Source organism: Micromonospora sp. WMMD736, from assembly GCF_049179015.1.
Taxonomy (GTDB): domain Bacteria; phylum Actinomycetota; class Actinomycetes; order Mycobacteriales; family Micromonosporaceae; genus Micromonospora.
This window is the reverse complement of record NZ_JBMHMI010000001.1, coordinates 4804826-4820326: the sequence shown is the minus strand read 5'-3', so window position 1 is coordinate 4820326 and position 15501 is coordinate 4804826. Positions and strand designations below refer to the sequence as shown.

Below are 15501 nucleotides of genomic sequence, written 5' to 3'. Positions count from 1 at the left end.
GCTTTTCATCTCCGAACACCAGTGCGAGAGTGCAGGACGTGACTACCTCCCCGCCGGCCGACCTGCTGCGCCGGTTGCGCTCCCGGGGCGCGGGCGACCCGGTCACCCACGTCGAGCGGGTGCCCGCCCGCATCGGGGCGCCCGCACCGTGGCCGGCGTGGACGCCGCCGGAGCTGGAGGCGACCTTCGCCCGCCGCGGCGTGGTCGCGCCCTGGCGGCACCAGGCCGAGGCGGCCACCCTGGCGTACGAGGGTGGCCACGTGATCGTCGCCACCGGAACCGCGTCCGGCAAGTCCCTGGCGTACCAGCTCCCGGCGCTGGCCACGCTGCTCGCCGACCCCCGGGCCACCGTGCTCTACCTCGCACCGACCAAGGCCCTCGCCGCCGACCAGCTGCGGGCCGTCGCCGGCCTGGAGCTGGAGGGGGTACGCCCCGCCTGCTACGACGGGGACACGCCGCGCGCCGAACGGGAGTGGATCCGCCGACACTCCCGCTTCGTGCTGACCAACCCGGACATGCTGCACCACGGCATCCTTCCCGGCCACGCCCAGTGGTCCGGGTTCCTGCGCCGACTGGCGTACGTGGTGGTCGACGAGTGCCACACCTACCGGGGTGTGTTCGGCTCGCACGTGGCGCACGTGCTGCGCAGGTTGCGCCGGCAGTGCGCACGCTTCGGCGCCAGTCCGGTCTTCGTCCTCGCCTCGGCCACCTCCGGCGACCCGGCGACCGCCGCCACCCGCCTCACCGGCCTGCCGGTGACCGCGGTCACCGAGGACACCTCGCCGCGCGGCGGGGTGACCTTCGCGCTCTGGGAACCGCCACTGCTGCCACCCGACTCGGGCTCCTCTTCCCCGGTCCCCCCGCAGGCGACGGGCGACCACGACGACCTTCGTCAGGTCCGCCGGTCGGCGCTGCGCGAGACCGCGGACCTACTCGCCGACACGGTCGCCGAGGGGGTACGCACCCTCGCGTTCGTCCGGTCCCGCAAGGGTGCCGAGGTGGTGGCGGCCAACGCACGCCGGGCGCTCGACGACGCGGTGCCGGGGCTCGGCGACCGGGTGGCCGCCTACCGGGGCGGCTACCTGCGCGAGGAGCGCCGCGAGCTGGAACGGGCACTGCTACACGGCGACCTGCTCGGCCTGGCCTCCACCAACGCGCTGGAGCTGGGCGTCGACCTGGTGGGGCTGGACGCGGTGTTGATCTGCGGCTACCCGGGCACCCGGGCGTCGCTGTGGCAGCAGGCGGGCCGCGCCGGGCGTTCCGGCCAGGAGGCGCTCGCGGTGCTGGTGGCCCGGGACGACCCACTCGACACCTACCTGGTGCACCACCCCGAGGCGATCTTCGGTGCGCCGGTGGAGGCGACGGTGCTCGACCCGGCCAACCCGTACGTGCTGGCTCCGCAGCTGGCCTGCGCCGCCGCCGAGGCGCCGCTGACGCCGGCCGACCTGGCGCTCTTCGGCGACGGGGCGAAGGAGGCGGTGGACGAGTTGGTGGCGGCCGGGGCGCTGCGGCAGCGGCCCACCGGCTGGTACTGGCGGCACCGCGAGCGCCCCGAGGTGGACCTGCGCGGCGAGGGCGGCGCACCGGTCTGCGTGGTGGAGTCGGCCACCGGCCGACTGCTCGGCACCGTCGACGGTAGCTCGTCCCACTTCCTGCTCCACCCCGGCGCGGTCTACCTGCACCAGGGCGTCTCGTACGTGGTCGACGAGCTGGACCTCGCCGACGGCTGCGCGTTGGTGCACGTCGAGGAGCCGGACTGGTCCACCCACGCCCGGGACGTCACGGACCTGTCCGTGGTGTCGGTGCGCTCCTACGTCGACGCCGGGCCGGTCGGGATGTTCCTCGGCGAGGTGGACGTCACCAGCCAGGTGGTGTCGTACCAGCGGCGCAGGATCGCCACCGGCGAGGTGATCGACACCCGGCCGCTGGACCTGCCGGCCCGGGAGCTGCGCACGGTGGCGGTGTGGTTCACGCTCTCCGAGCGGTCGCTGACGTCCGCCGGGGTGCAGCCGGCCGACGTGCCGGGCGCGCTGCACGCCGCCGAACACGCCGCGATCGGCCTGCTTCCACTGATGGCGACCTGCGACAGGTGGGACATCGGGGGCCTCTCCACCGCCCTGCACCCGGACACCGAGGCACCGACGGTCTTCGTCTACGACGGGCACCCGGGCGGCGCGGGCTTCGCGGAGCGCGCCTACGGGACGGCGTCGGCGTGGCTGCGGGCCACCCGCGACGCGATCGCGGAGTGCGGCTGCGAGGCCGGCTGCCCGTCCTGCGTGCAGTCGCCGAAGTGCGGCAACGGCAACAACCCGCTCTCGAAGCCGGATGCGATCCGGGTCCTCGACGTGGTGCTGGGCAATCTGCCCTCCTGAGTCACCTTGCATGAATCCCGGTCGCACTGGGCACAATGGTGTGGGAGCGCTTCCATCGATGCTTGTGTTGTAGTTCGCCCCCGCGCCCGAGGAGAAGTTGTGGCCGACACGATCGCCGAGACCGTCGACCTGCTCTACACCATCGACCAGGACCATCTCACCCTCGACCAGCAGATCGCACTCGGGGCCGCGCTGGCCGCGCTGGCTCAGGCCGAACGGCTGGAGCAGATCAACGAGAGGCTGCGCAGCATCCACCAGGTGCTCAACACCTGGTCGTTGCGCTCGACGGTGGACAGTCGCTGAAACCGCGCGTGGCCGGTCCGGCCGGGCGGACCGGTCAGCTGGGCCAGTCGGGGCGAACTGGTCGGGGTGGGTGTGCCGGTCGGGCATGGGTCGGTTGGGCACGGGCCGGCAGGGGTTGCCCGGTTGTGCGAGACTCCGGCGCGACGCCCCCTGAGGAGAACACATGCAGCTCGACAACTTGCAGACCCTGCAGCAGTTCCACATCCGCCAGCGGCTGCGGATGATGGTCAACCAGTACGAGGTCCGGGCGGTCGCCCCGGACGGCAGCGAGGGCGAACTGCTCGCCTTCGCGCAGCAGAAGCGGCTCGCCTTCAAGGAGCAGGTGACGATCTACACCGACGACTCCAAGCAGCAGCCCCTGCTCGGCTTCAAGGCCCGCCAGCGCCTCGACCTCGGTGCCACGTACGACGTCACCGACGCGGCCGGCAACCCGATCGGCCTGTTCCGCAAGGACTTCGCCCAGTCCCTGCTCCGCTCCACCTGGCACGTCGAGCAGACCGGTCTGCCGCAGGTGACGGGTCAGGAGCGCAGCCTGCCGGTGGCGCTGCTGCGCCGGTTCGTCGACTCGCTGTCCTGGCTGCCGTACCACTTCGACTTCCTCGCCGGCGGCCAGCCCGTCTTCTCGGTGGTCAAGAAGTGGGGCCTGCGCGACAAGTACGTCGTCGAGGTGCAGAACCCGCAGATCGACCGCCGCCTCGTCATCGCCATGGCCGTCGCCCTCGACGCGCTCCAGGCTCGCTGACGCACCCGACCGGCGTTTCTCGCCACCCCACCCGCGATCTTGCACTTGGTGTCCCGGCATAGGCCACGAAAGCCACATCTCGTTGACACCAAGTGCAAGATCGGCGGAGCCTCCCTCAGCTCGGCTGGCGGGGCAGGGCTCACAGCCCCGCCCCGCCGTCGATCCGCTGCCCAGTCCAACCCGACCGAGCCCTACCCACTCCGACCCGGGCCGGGCGCAGCCGTTCGGCCGGGCGCAGCCGTTCAGTCGGGCTCTGTCGTTCAGTCGGGCTCTGTCGTTCAGCCGCGTACCGGACCGGCGCGGGCCGTCGACGTCGCGACCCGCGTCAGACCCGGAACCGGGGTGAACGCCACCTCGACGGTCACCAGCACCTCCAGCCCATCGACGACGCAGTCCACCAGCCGGCCGTCGTTGCGCTGGGCGATGTCCGTGGCGTACGCGCACGCCGTCAGGTCCCCGTCGAGCGCTCGGGTGGCCCCGGCCAGCGCGCCGAGATCAGCGGCCACCGCCGCCCGCTGGGCCGCCATGCCGGTCGCGGCGACGGCGGCGCCGAATGTCCCGACCAGCACGAACACCAGCCCCAGCGCGAGCAGCAGGATGGTCGCGCCACCCCGCTCCCCGTCTGCTCGGCCGTCTGGGTCTCGCCCGCTGTCAGGGCTGCGGCTACGGAATCGACCGTGGCCCGGGCCGCGGCCGTTACGGCGCGCCGGCACCCTTGGCCGGGGCGGCATCACCGGCTCACCACTTGGGCACCAGGTTCCACGGCTGCGACGGCGGTGGCTGCCACGGTGATCCGTGGGAGCCGGCCGCCAAGCGCACGAACCGGGGCACGAACGGTCGCCCGCACCCGATCACCGTCGACCGACACCGACATCTCCGTGCCTGGTGGCGCGGTCTGTTCCCCGTCCGAGGCGCTGGCACCCCGAGCGACGGCCAGCGCTGCTTCGCGGGCGGTGTGCAGGCAACTCGCCTGCGTGCTGACGGCGTTCAGCACCGTCAGGCCGGCGAGCAGGAGCACCAGGAGCGCCGGCAGGCCGGCCGCCAGTTCGGCGGTGAAGGATCCCCGCTCGCCGCCGACGATGTGAACCCACCGGGCGCCGTCGAACGTGTGCCCGGGAGCGTCCGGGTTCCGCCTACGGTCGACCTGCCGGCGCCGGATCACTTGAGTGCCCGGTCGATGACCGCGGTCAGCGCGGACTGGACGTTGCCCGAGGTCAGCACCTTCAACAGGATCCCGGCGAAGGCCACCGCGGCGAGCGTGCCGACGGCGTACTCGGCGGTGTTCATCCCGTCGTCGCCGCGCAGTCGGGCGATGAGTTTGCGCATGGAACTTCCCTTCCTCGATGGGTCAGAGCACGTCGCCGAGGACGGCGACGATCACCGGCACCAGGCCGGCGAGAATGAACGCGGGCAGGAAACAGAGCCCCAGTGGCAGCACGATGAGGACGCCCGCCCGACGGGCCGACGCCTCGGCGGCGGTGGCCCGGTCGGCCCGTAGGTCGTCGGCGAGACGGGTCAGCGCGCCGGCCAGCGCCGCGCCACTGTTGGCCGAGCGGAACGCCGCCGCGGCCATCCGATCCGCCCCTGGCACACCGTCCAGCGCCGACCACGCCTCCGCTGGACCGCCGCCGAGGAGCAGCGTGCGGCCCACCCGGGCGAGTCGGGTGGCGAGCGGACCGTCCAACGCGTCGGCCACCGCCAGGACCGAGCGGTCCACCGGCGCACCGGCCCGCATCGCGGCCGCCAGGAGGTCGGCGGCGAGCGGCAGGTCAGCGGCTTCCCGGAACCGCTGGGCACGTACGGCGGGCGGCTCGATCCGCCGCAGCGACACATCCAGCAGGACGGCGACCGGAACGGCGGCCAGCAACCCGAACCAGCCCTCGACAACCACTGCCACGGCAAGCCCGGCCATGCCCGCCGCGAGCCGGATCGCATCCGGACGGCGGCGCAGGCCCGCAGTTCGTCGAGTGGGCAGCGCCGGGGACATCAGGTGGTCCGTCCCGGCCCGGCGCCCAGCCGCTCAGCCCAGAACAGGCCGACGATCTGCAGGCCGACGGCGAGAACCGCGCACACCCCGCCGACCGTGTCGTGCAGGAGCACCGCCAGGGGATCGACCCCGATCCCGTACCCGAGCCCGATCCCGCCGATCGGCAGAGCCGCCAGCAACCAGGCGGTGGCGCGTGCGCCGGCCGCCTGTGCCGCTGCGGCGGCCAGCCCACGGTCGGTAGCACGGGCGTCCGCCTCGATCCGCTCGATCAGCTCCGCCAGCGGCGCGCCGGTCCGATCTGCCAGCCGCACGGCGGCCGAGGTCAGGTCGCGAAGCCGGTCGACGCCGTTCACCGGTGCTCCTGCACCCGAGGTGATCCCGAGGGCCGGCGGTACGGGCAGACCTGCCCGGAGGTCCGCCGCCAGACCGCACAGCAGGTCCAGGGTGTGCCGTCGACTCAGCTCGGCCTGTCGATTCGTTCTCCAGCGCAACAGGGCGCGGGTAGCGAGCGTGCCGTAGCCGGCCATCGCCACCGCAGCCACCGGCCCACCGGACACGGTTCCGACACCTGCTCCCGCCAGACCGACCAGGAGCAGCACGCGACGCGGTGATCGTCGGGCGCGTACCGCAGGGGTCACGAGCGGCCCACCGTCCCCCGGACCCGGCGGTTCCGCGAGCAGCCCACCGCCCGCGTGGTTCTGCGAGTCGACGGCCTTGAGGGTCGTGACCTCCGGCCCGGTGCTGGCAGCCGGGCGGCGCGAGTCTCGGCGGGCCGGCGGACGCGCCGGGCCGGCCGGTCGGGTGGGCCCCGCCGGTCCACCGACCGCCCTGGAACGGCCCGGGCCGTCGTCCAGGTCGCGAGCGGACCAGGCAACCGCCGTCCGCCCGGTGTTGGGCGTCGGCTGCGCGAGTACGCCAGGTTGGGCCGGTGCCGCCACGCCGCTGACCTCGTCGGTCGGACGGTCCTGCGCGCGGGCGAGGTCTCTGATCCACTCGACCAAGGCCTCGTCCGGGTCGACGACGACACGCCGGGACGGGACCAGCACCCGACGTCGGCGGTCCCTGATCCTCTTCGCCCGCCAGACCACAAGGGTCGCGGTGGCCAGCAGCAGCGCCGCGACCAGCGGCATCGTGGCGTTCACGCCGGACCTGCCGAACCGGGCCACGGCTCGCTGAGGATCGGCGGGACCGCGACGCCCCGGTCCCGCAGCAGCGCGCCGAACGTACGAGCGGCCAGCCCCAGGCCTCGTCCACGTGTCCAGGCGGGTACCACGGTCGCCAGGCGTTCCGGGCCTTCGGGGAGCAACAGGCAGATCGATTCGAGGACGCGGCCCTGATCGCCGCGACGTACCTGGAGCAGCACCTGAAGCGCGGCGACCACCTGCGCGTGCAGCGCGGCGCGGGGTAGCCCACCGAGCATGCCGAGCGCCTCCAGCCGGGCCGGCACGTCGGACGGGGTGTTGGCGTGCAGCGTGCCGGCTCCGCCGTCGTGACCCGTGTTCAACGCGGCCAGCAGGTCGACCACCTCCGCGCCCCGGCACTCCCCGACGACCAGGCGGTCCGGACGCATCCGCAGCGCCTGCCGGACCAGGTCGCCGAGGCTGACCACGCCCGTCCCCTCGACGTTGGCGGTACGGGCCTGGAGTCCGACCACGTGCGGATGCCCCGGTTGGAGTTCTGCCGCGTCCTCCACCAGGACGATCCGTTCGGTGGCCGGCACCAACCCGAGCAGCGTGTTGAGCAGGGTCGTCTTGCCCGAGCCCGTGCCGCCGGTCACCAGGTACGCCAACCGGGCCGCGACGACGGCGGCGAGCAGCGGTGCCACCGGTCGCGGCACCGTCCCCTGGCTGACCAGCTCATCGAGCGTGTAGGGGCGATGCCGGAACGTCCGCAGCGACAGGTAGGGACCCTCGGTCGCCACCGGAGGCAGCACGGCGTGCAGGCGGGTGCCGTCGGGCAGCCGGGCGTCCGCGTACGGGGAGCCGTCGTCGAGCCGCCGACCCGCGCCGGCGATGAGCCGCTGCGCCAACCGGCGGACGTCGTCGACCGAGCCCACCGGGATCGCCACCTGGTGCAGCCCCGCGCCCCGGTCGACCCAGACGCGCACGCCGTTGACCAGGACGTCGGTCACCTCCGGATCGGCCAGCAGCGGGGCGAGCGGCCCGGCGCCGACGAGGTCGTCGTGCACCCGGTCGGCGATCCGCAGCACGGCGGTGTCGCCCAGCACCGCAGCGGTGGGTTCGGCGCGTACGGCGGACACGATCGCCGCCGGGGTGACCGGGTCGGTGGCGGCGACGATCCGCTGCCGTACCCGGGCCGCGAAGGTGGCGTCCTCCGGCCGGCCGCTCATGCCGCACCGCTCGTGGCGCCGGTGAGGTCGGCGACGATCCGCTGGCACAGCGCGGCGAGCGGGCCCTTGCCGGCCGCCGCCGGGGCTTCGCCGCGTTCGAGGCCCCGGCAGAGTCCAGGCTCGGGGCGCAGCGTGCCGGCGAGGGGAAGGCCCAGCGCCCGTGCTACCTCGGTGGCGCGCAGGCGGCCGGGGGCGGGCCCGCGCACCACCACCGAGAGTGCCTCGCAGTGTGGTGCGGCCACGGCCACCACCCGGGCGGCGGCCGCGGTGGCGCGCAACTCCGCCGGTACGACGACTAACGCCTGGTCGGCCGCCTGCAACGCGACCACGGCGGCGTCGTCGAACTGCCGGGGCAGGTCGATCACCACGAAGTCCCGGCCCCGGTGGGCGGCGTCGACGGTCGACGCCATCGCCGCGGCGGGCAGCGCCAGCATCTCCCCGCGATCCCAGGAGAGCACCACCAGGTCACCTCGACTGGGCAGGGCCTGGACCAGCGCGGGAGCGTCGACCCGGCCGTCCGCGCTGGTGAGCGACGGCCACCGCAGCCCTTCGAGCTGTTCCCAGCCGAGGACGAGGTCGAGGCCACCGCCGAGCGGGTCGGCGTCGATGAGCAGGGTGCGCAGTCGGGCCCGCGCGGCGGTCACGGCGAGCCCGCCGGCTAGCACACTGGCGCCGGCGCCACCTCGGCCACCGAACAGCGCGACGATCCGCGCGTTCGGGCCGTCCGGCTGGTCGGGGCCGTGTTCGGCCAGCCGGTCCACGAGCCACGGCTCGGCGGCGGGCAGCGCGGCGACGTGTTCGGCGCCGATCAGCTCGGCGATCTGCCAGCCGGGGTCGATCTGGCCGGCCCTGCCGACGAGCACCAACCGGGGCCGCTTCGGTAGTCGGGCCCGCAGGCACGCCTGCGCCTGGTCGACACCGAGCAGCACCAGCGGCGCGGAGGCCCAGCGGGTGCGGGCCGCAGCCGGGTCGGCGGCGAGTTCCACCTCGGTCCCGCCGGCGGCGGCGAGTCGGAGCAGGTCGTCGAGCAGGTCGCCGTCCCCCGTGACGACCAGTGGGAGCCGTCGGATCGGCGGAACGGAGGTACGGGGTGCCATCGCGGCCTCCAGCGGTCGGGATCGGATGCACCGCCGACCCTGCTCGCGATGAACCCCGAACGACGCCCTCGACCCGGCCGCCTGTGGACAACTCAGGGGCCTGTGGACAACGCCCGCCGAGGCGGTCGATCTGCTATGCGCACTGGCGTTCGTGCAGCTAGCGGCACTGCCGCAAAAACACCGCAGGGCCGCTCCCGAGGAAGCGGCCCCGAAAATCGCCGGTCAGCCGACGCGGTCGGTCCAGGCGGTGTCGATGATCAACTGGTACGCGCTGAGCCGTACCGGCATGAGCGTCAGCATCTCGTGGGCGAGCAGGCCACCGGTGTTCGCGTCGAAGATCAGGAGGAACTGGACGTCGTGTTCCCGGTCGTCGTAGGTGACCGCGACACCGGCCCGACCGGCGCGGTCGGTCACCTGACCCCGCCAGCGCAGGCCCGACAGGTCGGCGAGGACCCGCAGGATCTCCGCTCGGATCGCGCGCGGTAGGACGTACCGGGCATAGAGCGTGCCGACCGCCTTGCTGGCCGCCCCCGGGCCGTGCTCGATCCTGAGCAGTTCCCGCAGTCGGGCCGGTTCGGCCGGTGGTGGCGTCAGCTCCATCGGCGGCAGCGGGATCGGCGACGACTCGGCAGCACCGGCCGCCCGGCCCTGGGGGATTTTGCGCTGCCAGTACGCCCGGGACTCCTCGTCGGGGTACTGCGGCTCCAGTTGGGTGTTGGCCTGGCTGCCGGTCCCGTCCGGGGCCTGCCAGACCTTCGTCTCGCCGACGAACGCGACGTGGTGACCGTCGGGCGAACTCATCACCGGGTCACCCCACACCTTCGTGTGGTGGTACATGTAGCGCCCGCCACGGGTGTCGTACCCCGCGTTCTTGATCCTGGTGGCCAGCGTGCACAGCCGCGGGCCGGCAGCCGGCGGGTCGACGTCGAACTGATAGGCGACCGGCACGAGCACCAGGCCCGCCGCGTCCCCGGGCCCACCCGGGACGTCCGGCGTGCGCTCGCCGGACGGCCGCAGCGCGGCCGCCACAGCCGCCGCCACCGCGAGGGTCCCGGCCGTCAGGACGAGCCGGCGAGTCGGGCGTACGCGACGATGCGCCGCAGCTTCGGCGACGCCGGCACGGTCGATCAACTCGTGGGCCGCGACCGAAGGCGGTGCGACGGTCGCGCTCCGCGCCGGATCGGCCGGGCCGATGAGGGTACGGGTACGTGCCACCTGGGACATCACAGCTCCTCTCGCGCGGTCGTCAGCAGCTGACGGCGGGAACGCACCGGCCGACTCGACATCGCCACGGCCAGACGGCGGCGGGCGCGATGCAGGCGCACGGCGGCGGTCGTACGGGTACAGCCGAGGACCTGGGCCGCCTCGGACACCGTCAACTCCTCCCAGCCGACGAGCCGCAGGATCTCCTGATCGAGATCGTTGAGGGTCGCCAGCGCGGCCCGGATGTCGGCAACCCCCAGGGCCGTGTCGGCAGCCGAGGGATCGGCCGCCCGAGTCAGGTCGGCCTCCGTGATCGGCAGCAGGTCCGGCGCGGCGCGCCGGGACCGCCACTGGTTCGCCAACAGGCGCCGGGCCACCCCGTACAGCCAGGGCAGAGCACGGTCCGGTATTTCCCCACGCCGCCGCCACGCGACGACGAACACCTCCTGGGCGAGTTCCGCCGACGCGTCGGCGTCGCCGAGCCGGCGCAGGCCGTACCGGACGATGTGCGCGTACTCGGCGGCGTAGAGGCTGGTGAACCAGACCTCGTCGCGCTTCCCCGGTGGACCCACCCGAACCCCCATCACGTCGGCGATCTCACCCTGGCTTGTGTCGCGGGACGCCCGACGATTACCGCGCCGCGAACTGTCGGACCCGTCGGGCACACTCCCGCCCGTGAATGTGGCGGAGTTCTGGAGCGTCGTGGCGAGGGCACGGGCTGCGGCAGGCGTGGCGGCGGACCAACCGCAGCGCGACGGTCAGCCGAGTGCGCTGGCCGACGCCCTGGTGACCGAGCTGACGCGACTTCCGTTGGCCCAGATCGTGGCGTTCGACCAGATGTTCGGCGAGGTGGCCGATCGAGCGGACACCTGGGACGTCTGCGCGGCCTGCTGGATCATCGAGTACGGCTTCCTCTCCGACGACGGATTCTCCGACTTCCAGGCGGGGCTGGTCGGTCTGGGCAGGGATGCGTTCGAGTCAGCAGTGCGTGATCCCGACTCGCTCGCCGAACATCCCGCGGTACGGCGGATCAGCGCATCGGAGGGCCGCCATCTGTGGATCGGCGACGAGGCCCTTCTGTGCGCCGCAGAGGCGGCGTACGAGCGGCTGACGGGCGACTCGGAGGCCTTCTGGGAAGCCGTTGAGGCAGCCCAGCCTGCGGCTACCGCTCCAACGGAGCCGCCCGCCGACGGGCGCTGGGACCTCACCGACGAAGCCGAGTGGCGCAGGCGGCTGCCCCGGCTGTTCGAGCTGTTCCGCGCCCGCCGACTCGCGGCCCGGTAGGCCGGGCGGGAGCGCTCCCCGACAAAGGGACGACCCCCGTCGGGGGGAGACGGGGGTCGTCAACGGTTCGGCTCCGGGGGGGTCGAGCCGAACCACTCAGCGGTCACGGGGGGTGCAACCGCCGAGGGCCTGTCTGTTTCGGGGATGTGAAAGCACGTCGTGCGGACAAGTCTGCCTGAGCGGGCCCGTCACGTCGAGTGGTGTCCACTCCACTCAGCGCGAAAATCTCCTCGCCGAATGTGAGCACGGTCACGCTGAGCGGTGGTGGGGGTACCCGTCCGCAGGTCCAAGGGGTGGCCTGACCCCGGGCACCCGCCGACCATAGACCATCCGGCTAGACTTTCGCGCCGTGGGCCGAAGTGCCGCTTTTTTCGATCTGGACAAGACCGTCATCGCCAAGTCGAGCGCCCTGGCGTTTGGTCGGCCGTTCTACCGGGACGGGCTGATCACTCGGCGTGACGTGGTCAAGTCGGCGTACGCGCAGCTGATGTTCCGGCTGGGCGGCACCGACGAGCAGACCATGGCCCGGACACGGGACTACCTGGCCGCGCTCTGCAAGGGCTGGCAGGTGGAACAGGTCCGCCAGATCGTCGCGGAGACACTCCACGAGCTGATCAACCCCTATGTGTACGCCGAGGCCGCCGCCCTGATCGAGGAGCACCAGGCGGCCGGGCGGGACGTGGTGCTGGTGTCGGCGTCCGGCGAGGAGATGGTCCGCCCGATCGGCGAGCTGCTCGGGGTGACCGACGTGATCGCCACCCGGATGACGGTGCGCGACGGCCGTTACAGCGGTGAGGTCGAGTTCTACGCGGCCGGTCCGAGCAAGGTCGAGGCGGTCACCGAGCTGGCGGCCGTCCGGGACTACGACCTGGCCGACTCGTACGCCTACTCCGACTCGTACAGCGACCGCCCCCTGCTGGAGTGCGTGGGGCACCCGAGCGTGGTCAACCCGGACCGACAGCTGCGCAAGCTGGCCTCGGAGAACGCCTGGCCGGTGCTGGAGTTCCGGCACCCGATTCCGCTGGGCCGCCGCTGGCGGGAGCGGCCGGCCGTCCCGGTGGCGGCGGCCGCGCTGGGGGTCGGCGTGGGAGTGGCCATCGGCATCGCCTGGTACGGCCGGCACCGCCGCACTCGCGCCGCCGCCACCCCGGCCTGACCGCGGCCCGCCCGGGCAACGCGCGGCTGCGGCGCGCCGCCGAGGACGCCACCCTCGGTAGGCGTTCGTTCACTCGCCGCTCACCTCTCCGGCTGTCACCGCCATCGTCGACAGTCGTCTATCCGACACACTCCATCGCCCCCGGTCCCACGCCGTATTGAGCGGACGCTCAAAAACACGTACGCTCCGTTTGAGCGACCGCTCAAGACGGGGAGACGGGCATGAACGACGACACTGAACCGACACCGCAGAGAACGAGCGCGCACTGGATCCTGGCCGGGTTGATCACTCTCTTCGGAGTGGTCGTCTTCGTCGTGGTGGTGCGGCAGGGCCGGATCGACAGCGCGGTGCTCTTCGTGGTGCTCCCGGTGCTCCTGGCCGCCGCCCTCGCGCTCGCACCCCAGCGGACGGCTCACGGCAGGGTCTTCGCGATCACCACGGTGGCCCTCCTGGTGGCAGCGGTGGCCCTGCACGAGGGCGCGATCTGTGTCGTCCTGGCCGCCCCGCTGGTCTACGGGGTGGCGCACGGCACCACCGCGCTGATCCGCGCCCTGCGGGAGGCGAACCGCCCGTACGTCGTCGTGGCCGTACCCCTGCTGCTCCTGCCCGGCCTGGAGGGCAGCGGTATCGCTCCCCGGATGGCTCCGGAGCAGACGGTCGAGGTGACCCGGGTCGTCGGGCTTCCGGTCGACCAGGTGGCCCAACGTCTCGCCGCCGGCCCTCGACCGACCGACGTCCGGTCGGTACCGCTGCGGCTCCTGGGCGTACCGACGCCCGGCCAGGTCACCGGCGACGGGCTCGACGTGGGCGACCGGTGGATGTTCGGCTACCACGGCAGCGCGCACGGACCGGGCGGTCACCTGCTCGCCGAGGTGGCGAGCGCCGCACCGGGGCAGGTGGGCTTCGACTTCGTCGAGGACAGCTCCATCACCGCGCGCTGGTTCACCTGGCGGCACGCGGAGTTGAGCTGGCGGGCGGTCGACCCCGGGCACACCGAGATCCGGGTCCAGGTCGACTACACGCGGGGCCTGGACCCGTCCTGGTACTTCGGTCCGATCCAGCAGGTGCTGCTCGGCGCCGGGGTGGGGCACCTGCTCGACATGCTGACGCTCGAATGACCGTCGCTCGCTGGCTGAGCCTCGCCGTGCCGCTGGCCGCCGTGCTGGCCGTCGGCGCCCGGGAGCGGGACCGGTCCGTCCGGGCCGCCGGGCTGCTGGCGTTCCTGGCCGCCGCGATCGGCATCGCCGCGCTGCACGAGGTCTCCCGCCGGACCGGCTGGTACGCCTTCGCGGCGGTCGACGGCGCGTACCGGGGAATGCCGGTGGACCTCTGGATCGGCTGGGCGGCCCTCTGGGGCCCGTTGCCGGTGCTGCTCCGTCGGGCGCTGCCGCTGCCGGTCGCGCTGGGTCTGCTCCTCTGGGTGGACGCGGTGACGATGCCGGCGCTGCACCCGCTGGTCGACCTCGGTCCGCACTGGCTCGTCGGGGAGGTCGTCGGCCTGCTCGCGGTGGCGCTGCCCGCTCAACTGCTCGGTCGCCTCTGCGCCGACCGCCGGCACCTGGGCGCACGGACCCTCCTCCAGATGGGAGTCTTCGCGGCCCTGCTGCTCTGGTTCGCCCCCACCCTGGCGTTCGAGGTCGGCGACGGGTCCTGGGGCGACCTCGTCGCGCTGGACCGCACCGGAATCCTGGTCGTCGCACAGGTGGCGCTGCTACTGGCCGTGCCGGCGCTGGCCGCCGTCAGGGAGTTCGCCGTGCGGGGTGCGGGCACGCCCTATCCGTGGGATCCGCCGCGTCGGCTGGTCACCACCGGCCCGTACGCGTACCTGGCGAACCCGATGCAGCTCGTCGCCGTACTACTGCTGCTGTTCACCGCGGGAGTCACCGCAAGCGTCGCCCTGGCGCTCGGCGCGGTGTCGGCGGCGGTGTTCGGCGCGGCGGTGGCCGGGCCACACGAGCAACACGACCTGCGCACGCGGTACGGCGACTCCTGGCGCTCCTACCGGCGGCAGGTACGCGACTGGTGGCCCCGCTGGCGGCCGTACCCCGCAGAACCGCCGGCCGTGCTCTGGCTGGACGACGACTGCGGACCCTGCGCCGCCACCTGGCGGATGGTGGCCCGTCGGCACCCGGTCGGCCTGCGGATCCGGGCGGCCCGGGAGCACGAGCGCGTGCTGTGGCGAGCGGAGTACGTGGGCGGCGACGGCCACACGGAACGGGGGGTGGCCGCCGTCGCCCGCTCGCTCGAACACATCCACCTCGGCTGGGCGCTGGTCGGCTGGACGTTACGGCTGCCCGGGCTCACCTGGCTGGCTCAACTGGTCACCGATGCGATGATCGCACCGCCGCACCCGTCCCGCCCGGCAGGAGAGCCATGTCCGACACCAAGCAGCGTCTCCTCGACGGTGCCATCGCCGCCATCCGGGAGCACGGCATCGCGGGTGTCTCGGCCCGTACCATCGCCGCCGCCGCGGGCGTGAACCAGGCGCTGGTCTTCTACCACTTCGGCACGGTCGACGACCTGCTCGCGGCGGCCTGCCGGGCCAGCACCGCGGAGCGGGTCGCGCACTGGTCGGCACGGCTGGCCTCGACCGGTTCGCTGCGCGAACTGCTCGCGGTCGGGCGGGCCCTGCACGAGGAGGAACGGCAACTCGGCAACGTCACCTTCCTGGCCCAGATGTTGGCGGGCGCACAGGCGGACCAGCGCATCGCCGCCCCCACCGCCGGAGCGCTCCAACTGTGGGTGGACGAGATCGAGCAGGTCCTGCGGAGGCTGCTCGCCGGGTCACCGTTCGCCGAGGTGGCCGACGTGCCCGGCCTGGCCCGTGCGGTCTCGGCCGCCTTCATCGGGCTGGAGCTCTACGACGGGGTGGACCCGGCGGGCGCGGACCGGGCGATGGCCGCGCTCGACCAGCTCGCGCTCCTCATGGAGATCGTCGACGATCTCGGGCCGATCGCCCGCCGCGCGCTACAGGCCAAGGTCAACCGGGCCACGCGGCGGGACTGAA

The 15501-nt window shown here is 73.3% G+C and carries 17 protein-coding genes; 8 read left to right on the top strand and 9 right to left on the bottom strand.

The window, feature by feature from the left end:
- Nucleotides 1–29: 29 nt before the first annotated feature.
- From ACN269_RS21805 to ACN269_RS21795, 3 genes are all read left to right on the top strand, one after another.
- On the top strand, nt 30–2372 hold the full coding sequence (locus tag ACN269_RS21805; protein WP_421474153.1) for a DEAD/DEAH box helicase: 2343 nt from the start codon (nt 30–32) through the stop codon (nt 2370–2372).
- 99 nt (nt 2373–2471) lie between these two features.
- Nucleotides 2472–2675 (top strand): hypothetical protein, encoded by a 204-nt coding sequence (locus tag ACN269_RS21800; protein ID WP_421474152.1) that lies wholly within the window; start codon nt 2472–2474, stop codon nt 2673–2675.
- Nucleotides 2676–2838: 163 nt separating this feature from the next.
- A complete protein-coding gene (locus ACN269_RS21795) occupies nt 2839–3417 on the top strand; it encodes a hypothetical protein (RefSeq protein WP_421474151.1) in 579 nt (192 codons plus the stop codon).
- A 278-nt stretch (nt 3418–3695) separates the two neighbouring features.
- Here the strand turns inward: ACN269_RS21795 and ACN269_RS21790 are convergent, their stop codons facing one another.
- From ACN269_RS21790 to ACN269_RS21750, 9 genes are all read right to left on the bottom strand, one after another.
- Nucleotides 3696–4148: an Rv3654c family TadE-like protein gene (locus tag ACN269_RS21790; protein WP_421474150.1), complete on the bottom strand. Its 453-nt coding sequence runs from the start codon at nt 4146–4148 to the stop codon at nt 3696–3698.
- Entirely contained in the window at nt 4148–4498 is a 351-nt protein-coding gene (locus ACN269_RS21785) for a TadE family type IV pilus minor pilin (RefSeq protein WP_421476481.1), read from the bottom strand. The genes ACN269_RS21790 and ACN269_RS21785 overlap by 1 nt, the downstream gene beginning before the upstream one ends.
- Nucleotides 4499–4575: 77 nt before the next feature.
- Entirely contained in the window at nt 4576–4743 is a 168-nt protein-coding gene (locus tag ACN269_RS21780) for a DUF4244 domain-containing protein (RefSeq protein WP_234584142.1), read from the bottom strand.
- A gap of 22 nt (nt 4744–4765) precedes the next feature.
- Entirely contained in the window at nt 4766–5404 is a 639-nt protein-coding gene (locus ACN269_RS21775; RefSeq protein WP_421474149.1) for a type II secretion system F family protein, read from the bottom strand.
- Nucleotides 5404–6546 (bottom strand): hypothetical protein, encoded by a 1143-nt coding sequence (locus tag ACN269_RS21770; protein WP_421474148.1) that lies wholly within the window; start codon nt 6544–6546, stop codon nt 5404–5406. Before ACN269_RS21770 ends, ACN269_RS21775 begins: the two co-directional genes overlap by 1 nt.
- Nucleotides 6543–7754: a TadA family conjugal transfer-associated ATPase gene (locus ACN269_RS21765; protein WP_421474147.1), complete on the bottom strand. Its 1212-nt coding sequence runs from the start codon at nt 7752–7754 to the stop codon at nt 6543–6545. The genes ACN269_RS21770 and ACN269_RS21765 overlap by 4 nt, the downstream gene beginning before the upstream one ends.
- Nucleotides 7751–8851: a septum site-determining protein Ssd gene (gene ssd, locus ACN269_RS21760; protein WP_421474146.1), complete on the bottom strand. Its 1101-nt coding sequence runs from the start codon at nt 8849–8851 to the stop codon at nt 7751–7753. Before ssd ends, ACN269_RS21765 begins: the two co-directional genes overlap by 4 nt.
- 222 nt (nt 8852–9073) lie before the next feature.
- Nucleotides 9074–10075 carry a CU044_5270 family protein gene (locus ACN269_RS21755; RefSeq protein ID WP_421474145.1) on the bottom strand — a complete coding sequence of 334 codons (1002 nt, stop codon included), beginning with the start codon at nt 10073–10075 and terminating at the stop codon, nt 9074–9076.
- Nucleotides 10075–10626: an RNA polymerase sigma factor gene (locus tag ACN269_RS21750; protein ID WP_421474144.1), complete on the bottom strand. Its 552-nt coding sequence runs from the start codon at nt 10624–10626 to the stop codon at nt 10075–10077. The genes ACN269_RS21755 and ACN269_RS21750 overlap by 1 nt, the downstream gene beginning before the upstream one ends.
- Nucleotides 10627–10729: 103 nt before the next feature.
- Between ACN269_RS21750 and ACN269_RS21745 the strand changes: the two genes are divergently transcribed.
- The 5 genes from ACN269_RS21745 to ACN269_RS21725 all read left to right on the top strand — a co-directional run bounded on the left by ACN269_RS21745 (nt 10730) and on the right by ACN269_RS21725 (nt 15500).
- Nucleotides 10730–11338, top strand: a complete 609-nt coding sequence (locus tag ACN269_RS21745) for a DUF4240 domain-containing protein (protein WP_421474143.1) — start codon at nt 10730–10732, stop codon at nt 11336–11338.
- Between the two features lie 349 nt (nt 11339–11687).
- Nucleotides 11688–12494: an HAD family hydrolase gene (locus ACN269_RS21740; protein ID WP_421474142.1), complete on the top strand. Its 807-nt coding sequence runs from the start codon at nt 11688–11690 to the stop codon at nt 12492–12494.
- 221 nt (nt 12495–12715) lie between these two features.
- Nucleotides 12716–13612 (top strand): hypothetical protein, encoded by an 897-nt coding sequence (locus ACN269_RS21735; RefSeq protein ID WP_421474141.1) that lies wholly within the window; start codon nt 12716–12718, stop codon nt 13610–13612.
- Entirely contained in the window at nt 13609–14973 is a 1365-nt protein-coding gene (locus ACN269_RS21730) for an isoprenylcysteine carboxylmethyltransferase family protein (RefSeq protein ID WP_421474140.1), read from the top strand. The genes ACN269_RS21735 and ACN269_RS21730 overlap by 4 nt, the downstream gene beginning before the upstream one ends.
- Entirely contained in the window at nt 14868–15500 is a 633-nt protein-coding gene (locus ACN269_RS21725; protein WP_421474139.1) for a TetR/AcrR family transcriptional regulator, read from the top strand. Before ACN269_RS21730 ends, ACN269_RS21725 begins: the two co-directional genes overlap by 106 nt.
- Nucleotide 15501 lies beyond the last annotated feature (1 nt).

Bases quoted from the DNA above. Each gene is read 5' to 3' on its own strand.
- ACN269_RS21795 (WP_421474151.1), top strand. From the start codon at position 2,839: ATGCAGCTCGACAACTTGCAGACCCTGCAGCAGTTCCACATCCGCCAG.
- ACN269_RS21730 (WP_421474140.1), top strand. From the start codon at position 13,609: ATGACCGTCGCTCGCTGGCTGAGCCTCGCCGTGCCGCTGGCCGCCGTG.
- ssd (WP_421474146.1), bottom strand. From the start codon at position 8,851: ATGGCACCCCGTACCTCCGTTCCGCCGATCCGACGGCTCCCACTGGTC.
- ACN269_RS21780 (WP_234584142.1), bottom strand. From the start codon at position 4,743: ATGCGCAAACTCATCGCCCGACTGCGCGGCGACGACGGGATGAACACC.
- ACN269_RS21735 (WP_421474141.1), top strand. From the start codon at position 12,716: ATGAACGACGACACTGAACCGACACCGCAGAGAACGAGCGCGCACTGG.
- ACN269_RS21765 (WP_421474147.1), bottom strand. From the start codon at position 7,754: ATGAGCGGCCGGCCGGAGGACGCCACCTTCGCGGCCCGGGTACGGCAG.
- ACN269_RS21790 (WP_421474150.1), bottom strand. From the start codon at position 4,148: ATGCCGCCCCGGCCAAGGGTGCCGGCGCGCCGTAACGGCCGCGGCCCG.
- ACN269_RS21755 (WP_421474145.1), bottom strand. From the start codon at position 10,075: ATGTCCCAGGTGGCACGTACCCGTACCCTCATCGGCCCGGCCGATCCG.
- ACN269_RS21725 (WP_421474139.1), top strand. From the start codon at position 14,868: ATGTCCGACACCAAGCAGCGTCTCCTCGACGGTGCCATCGCCGCCATC.
- ACN269_RS21775 (WP_421474149.1), bottom strand. From the start codon at position 5,404: ATGTCCCCGGCGCTGCCCACTCGACGAACTGCGGGCCTGCGCCGCCGT.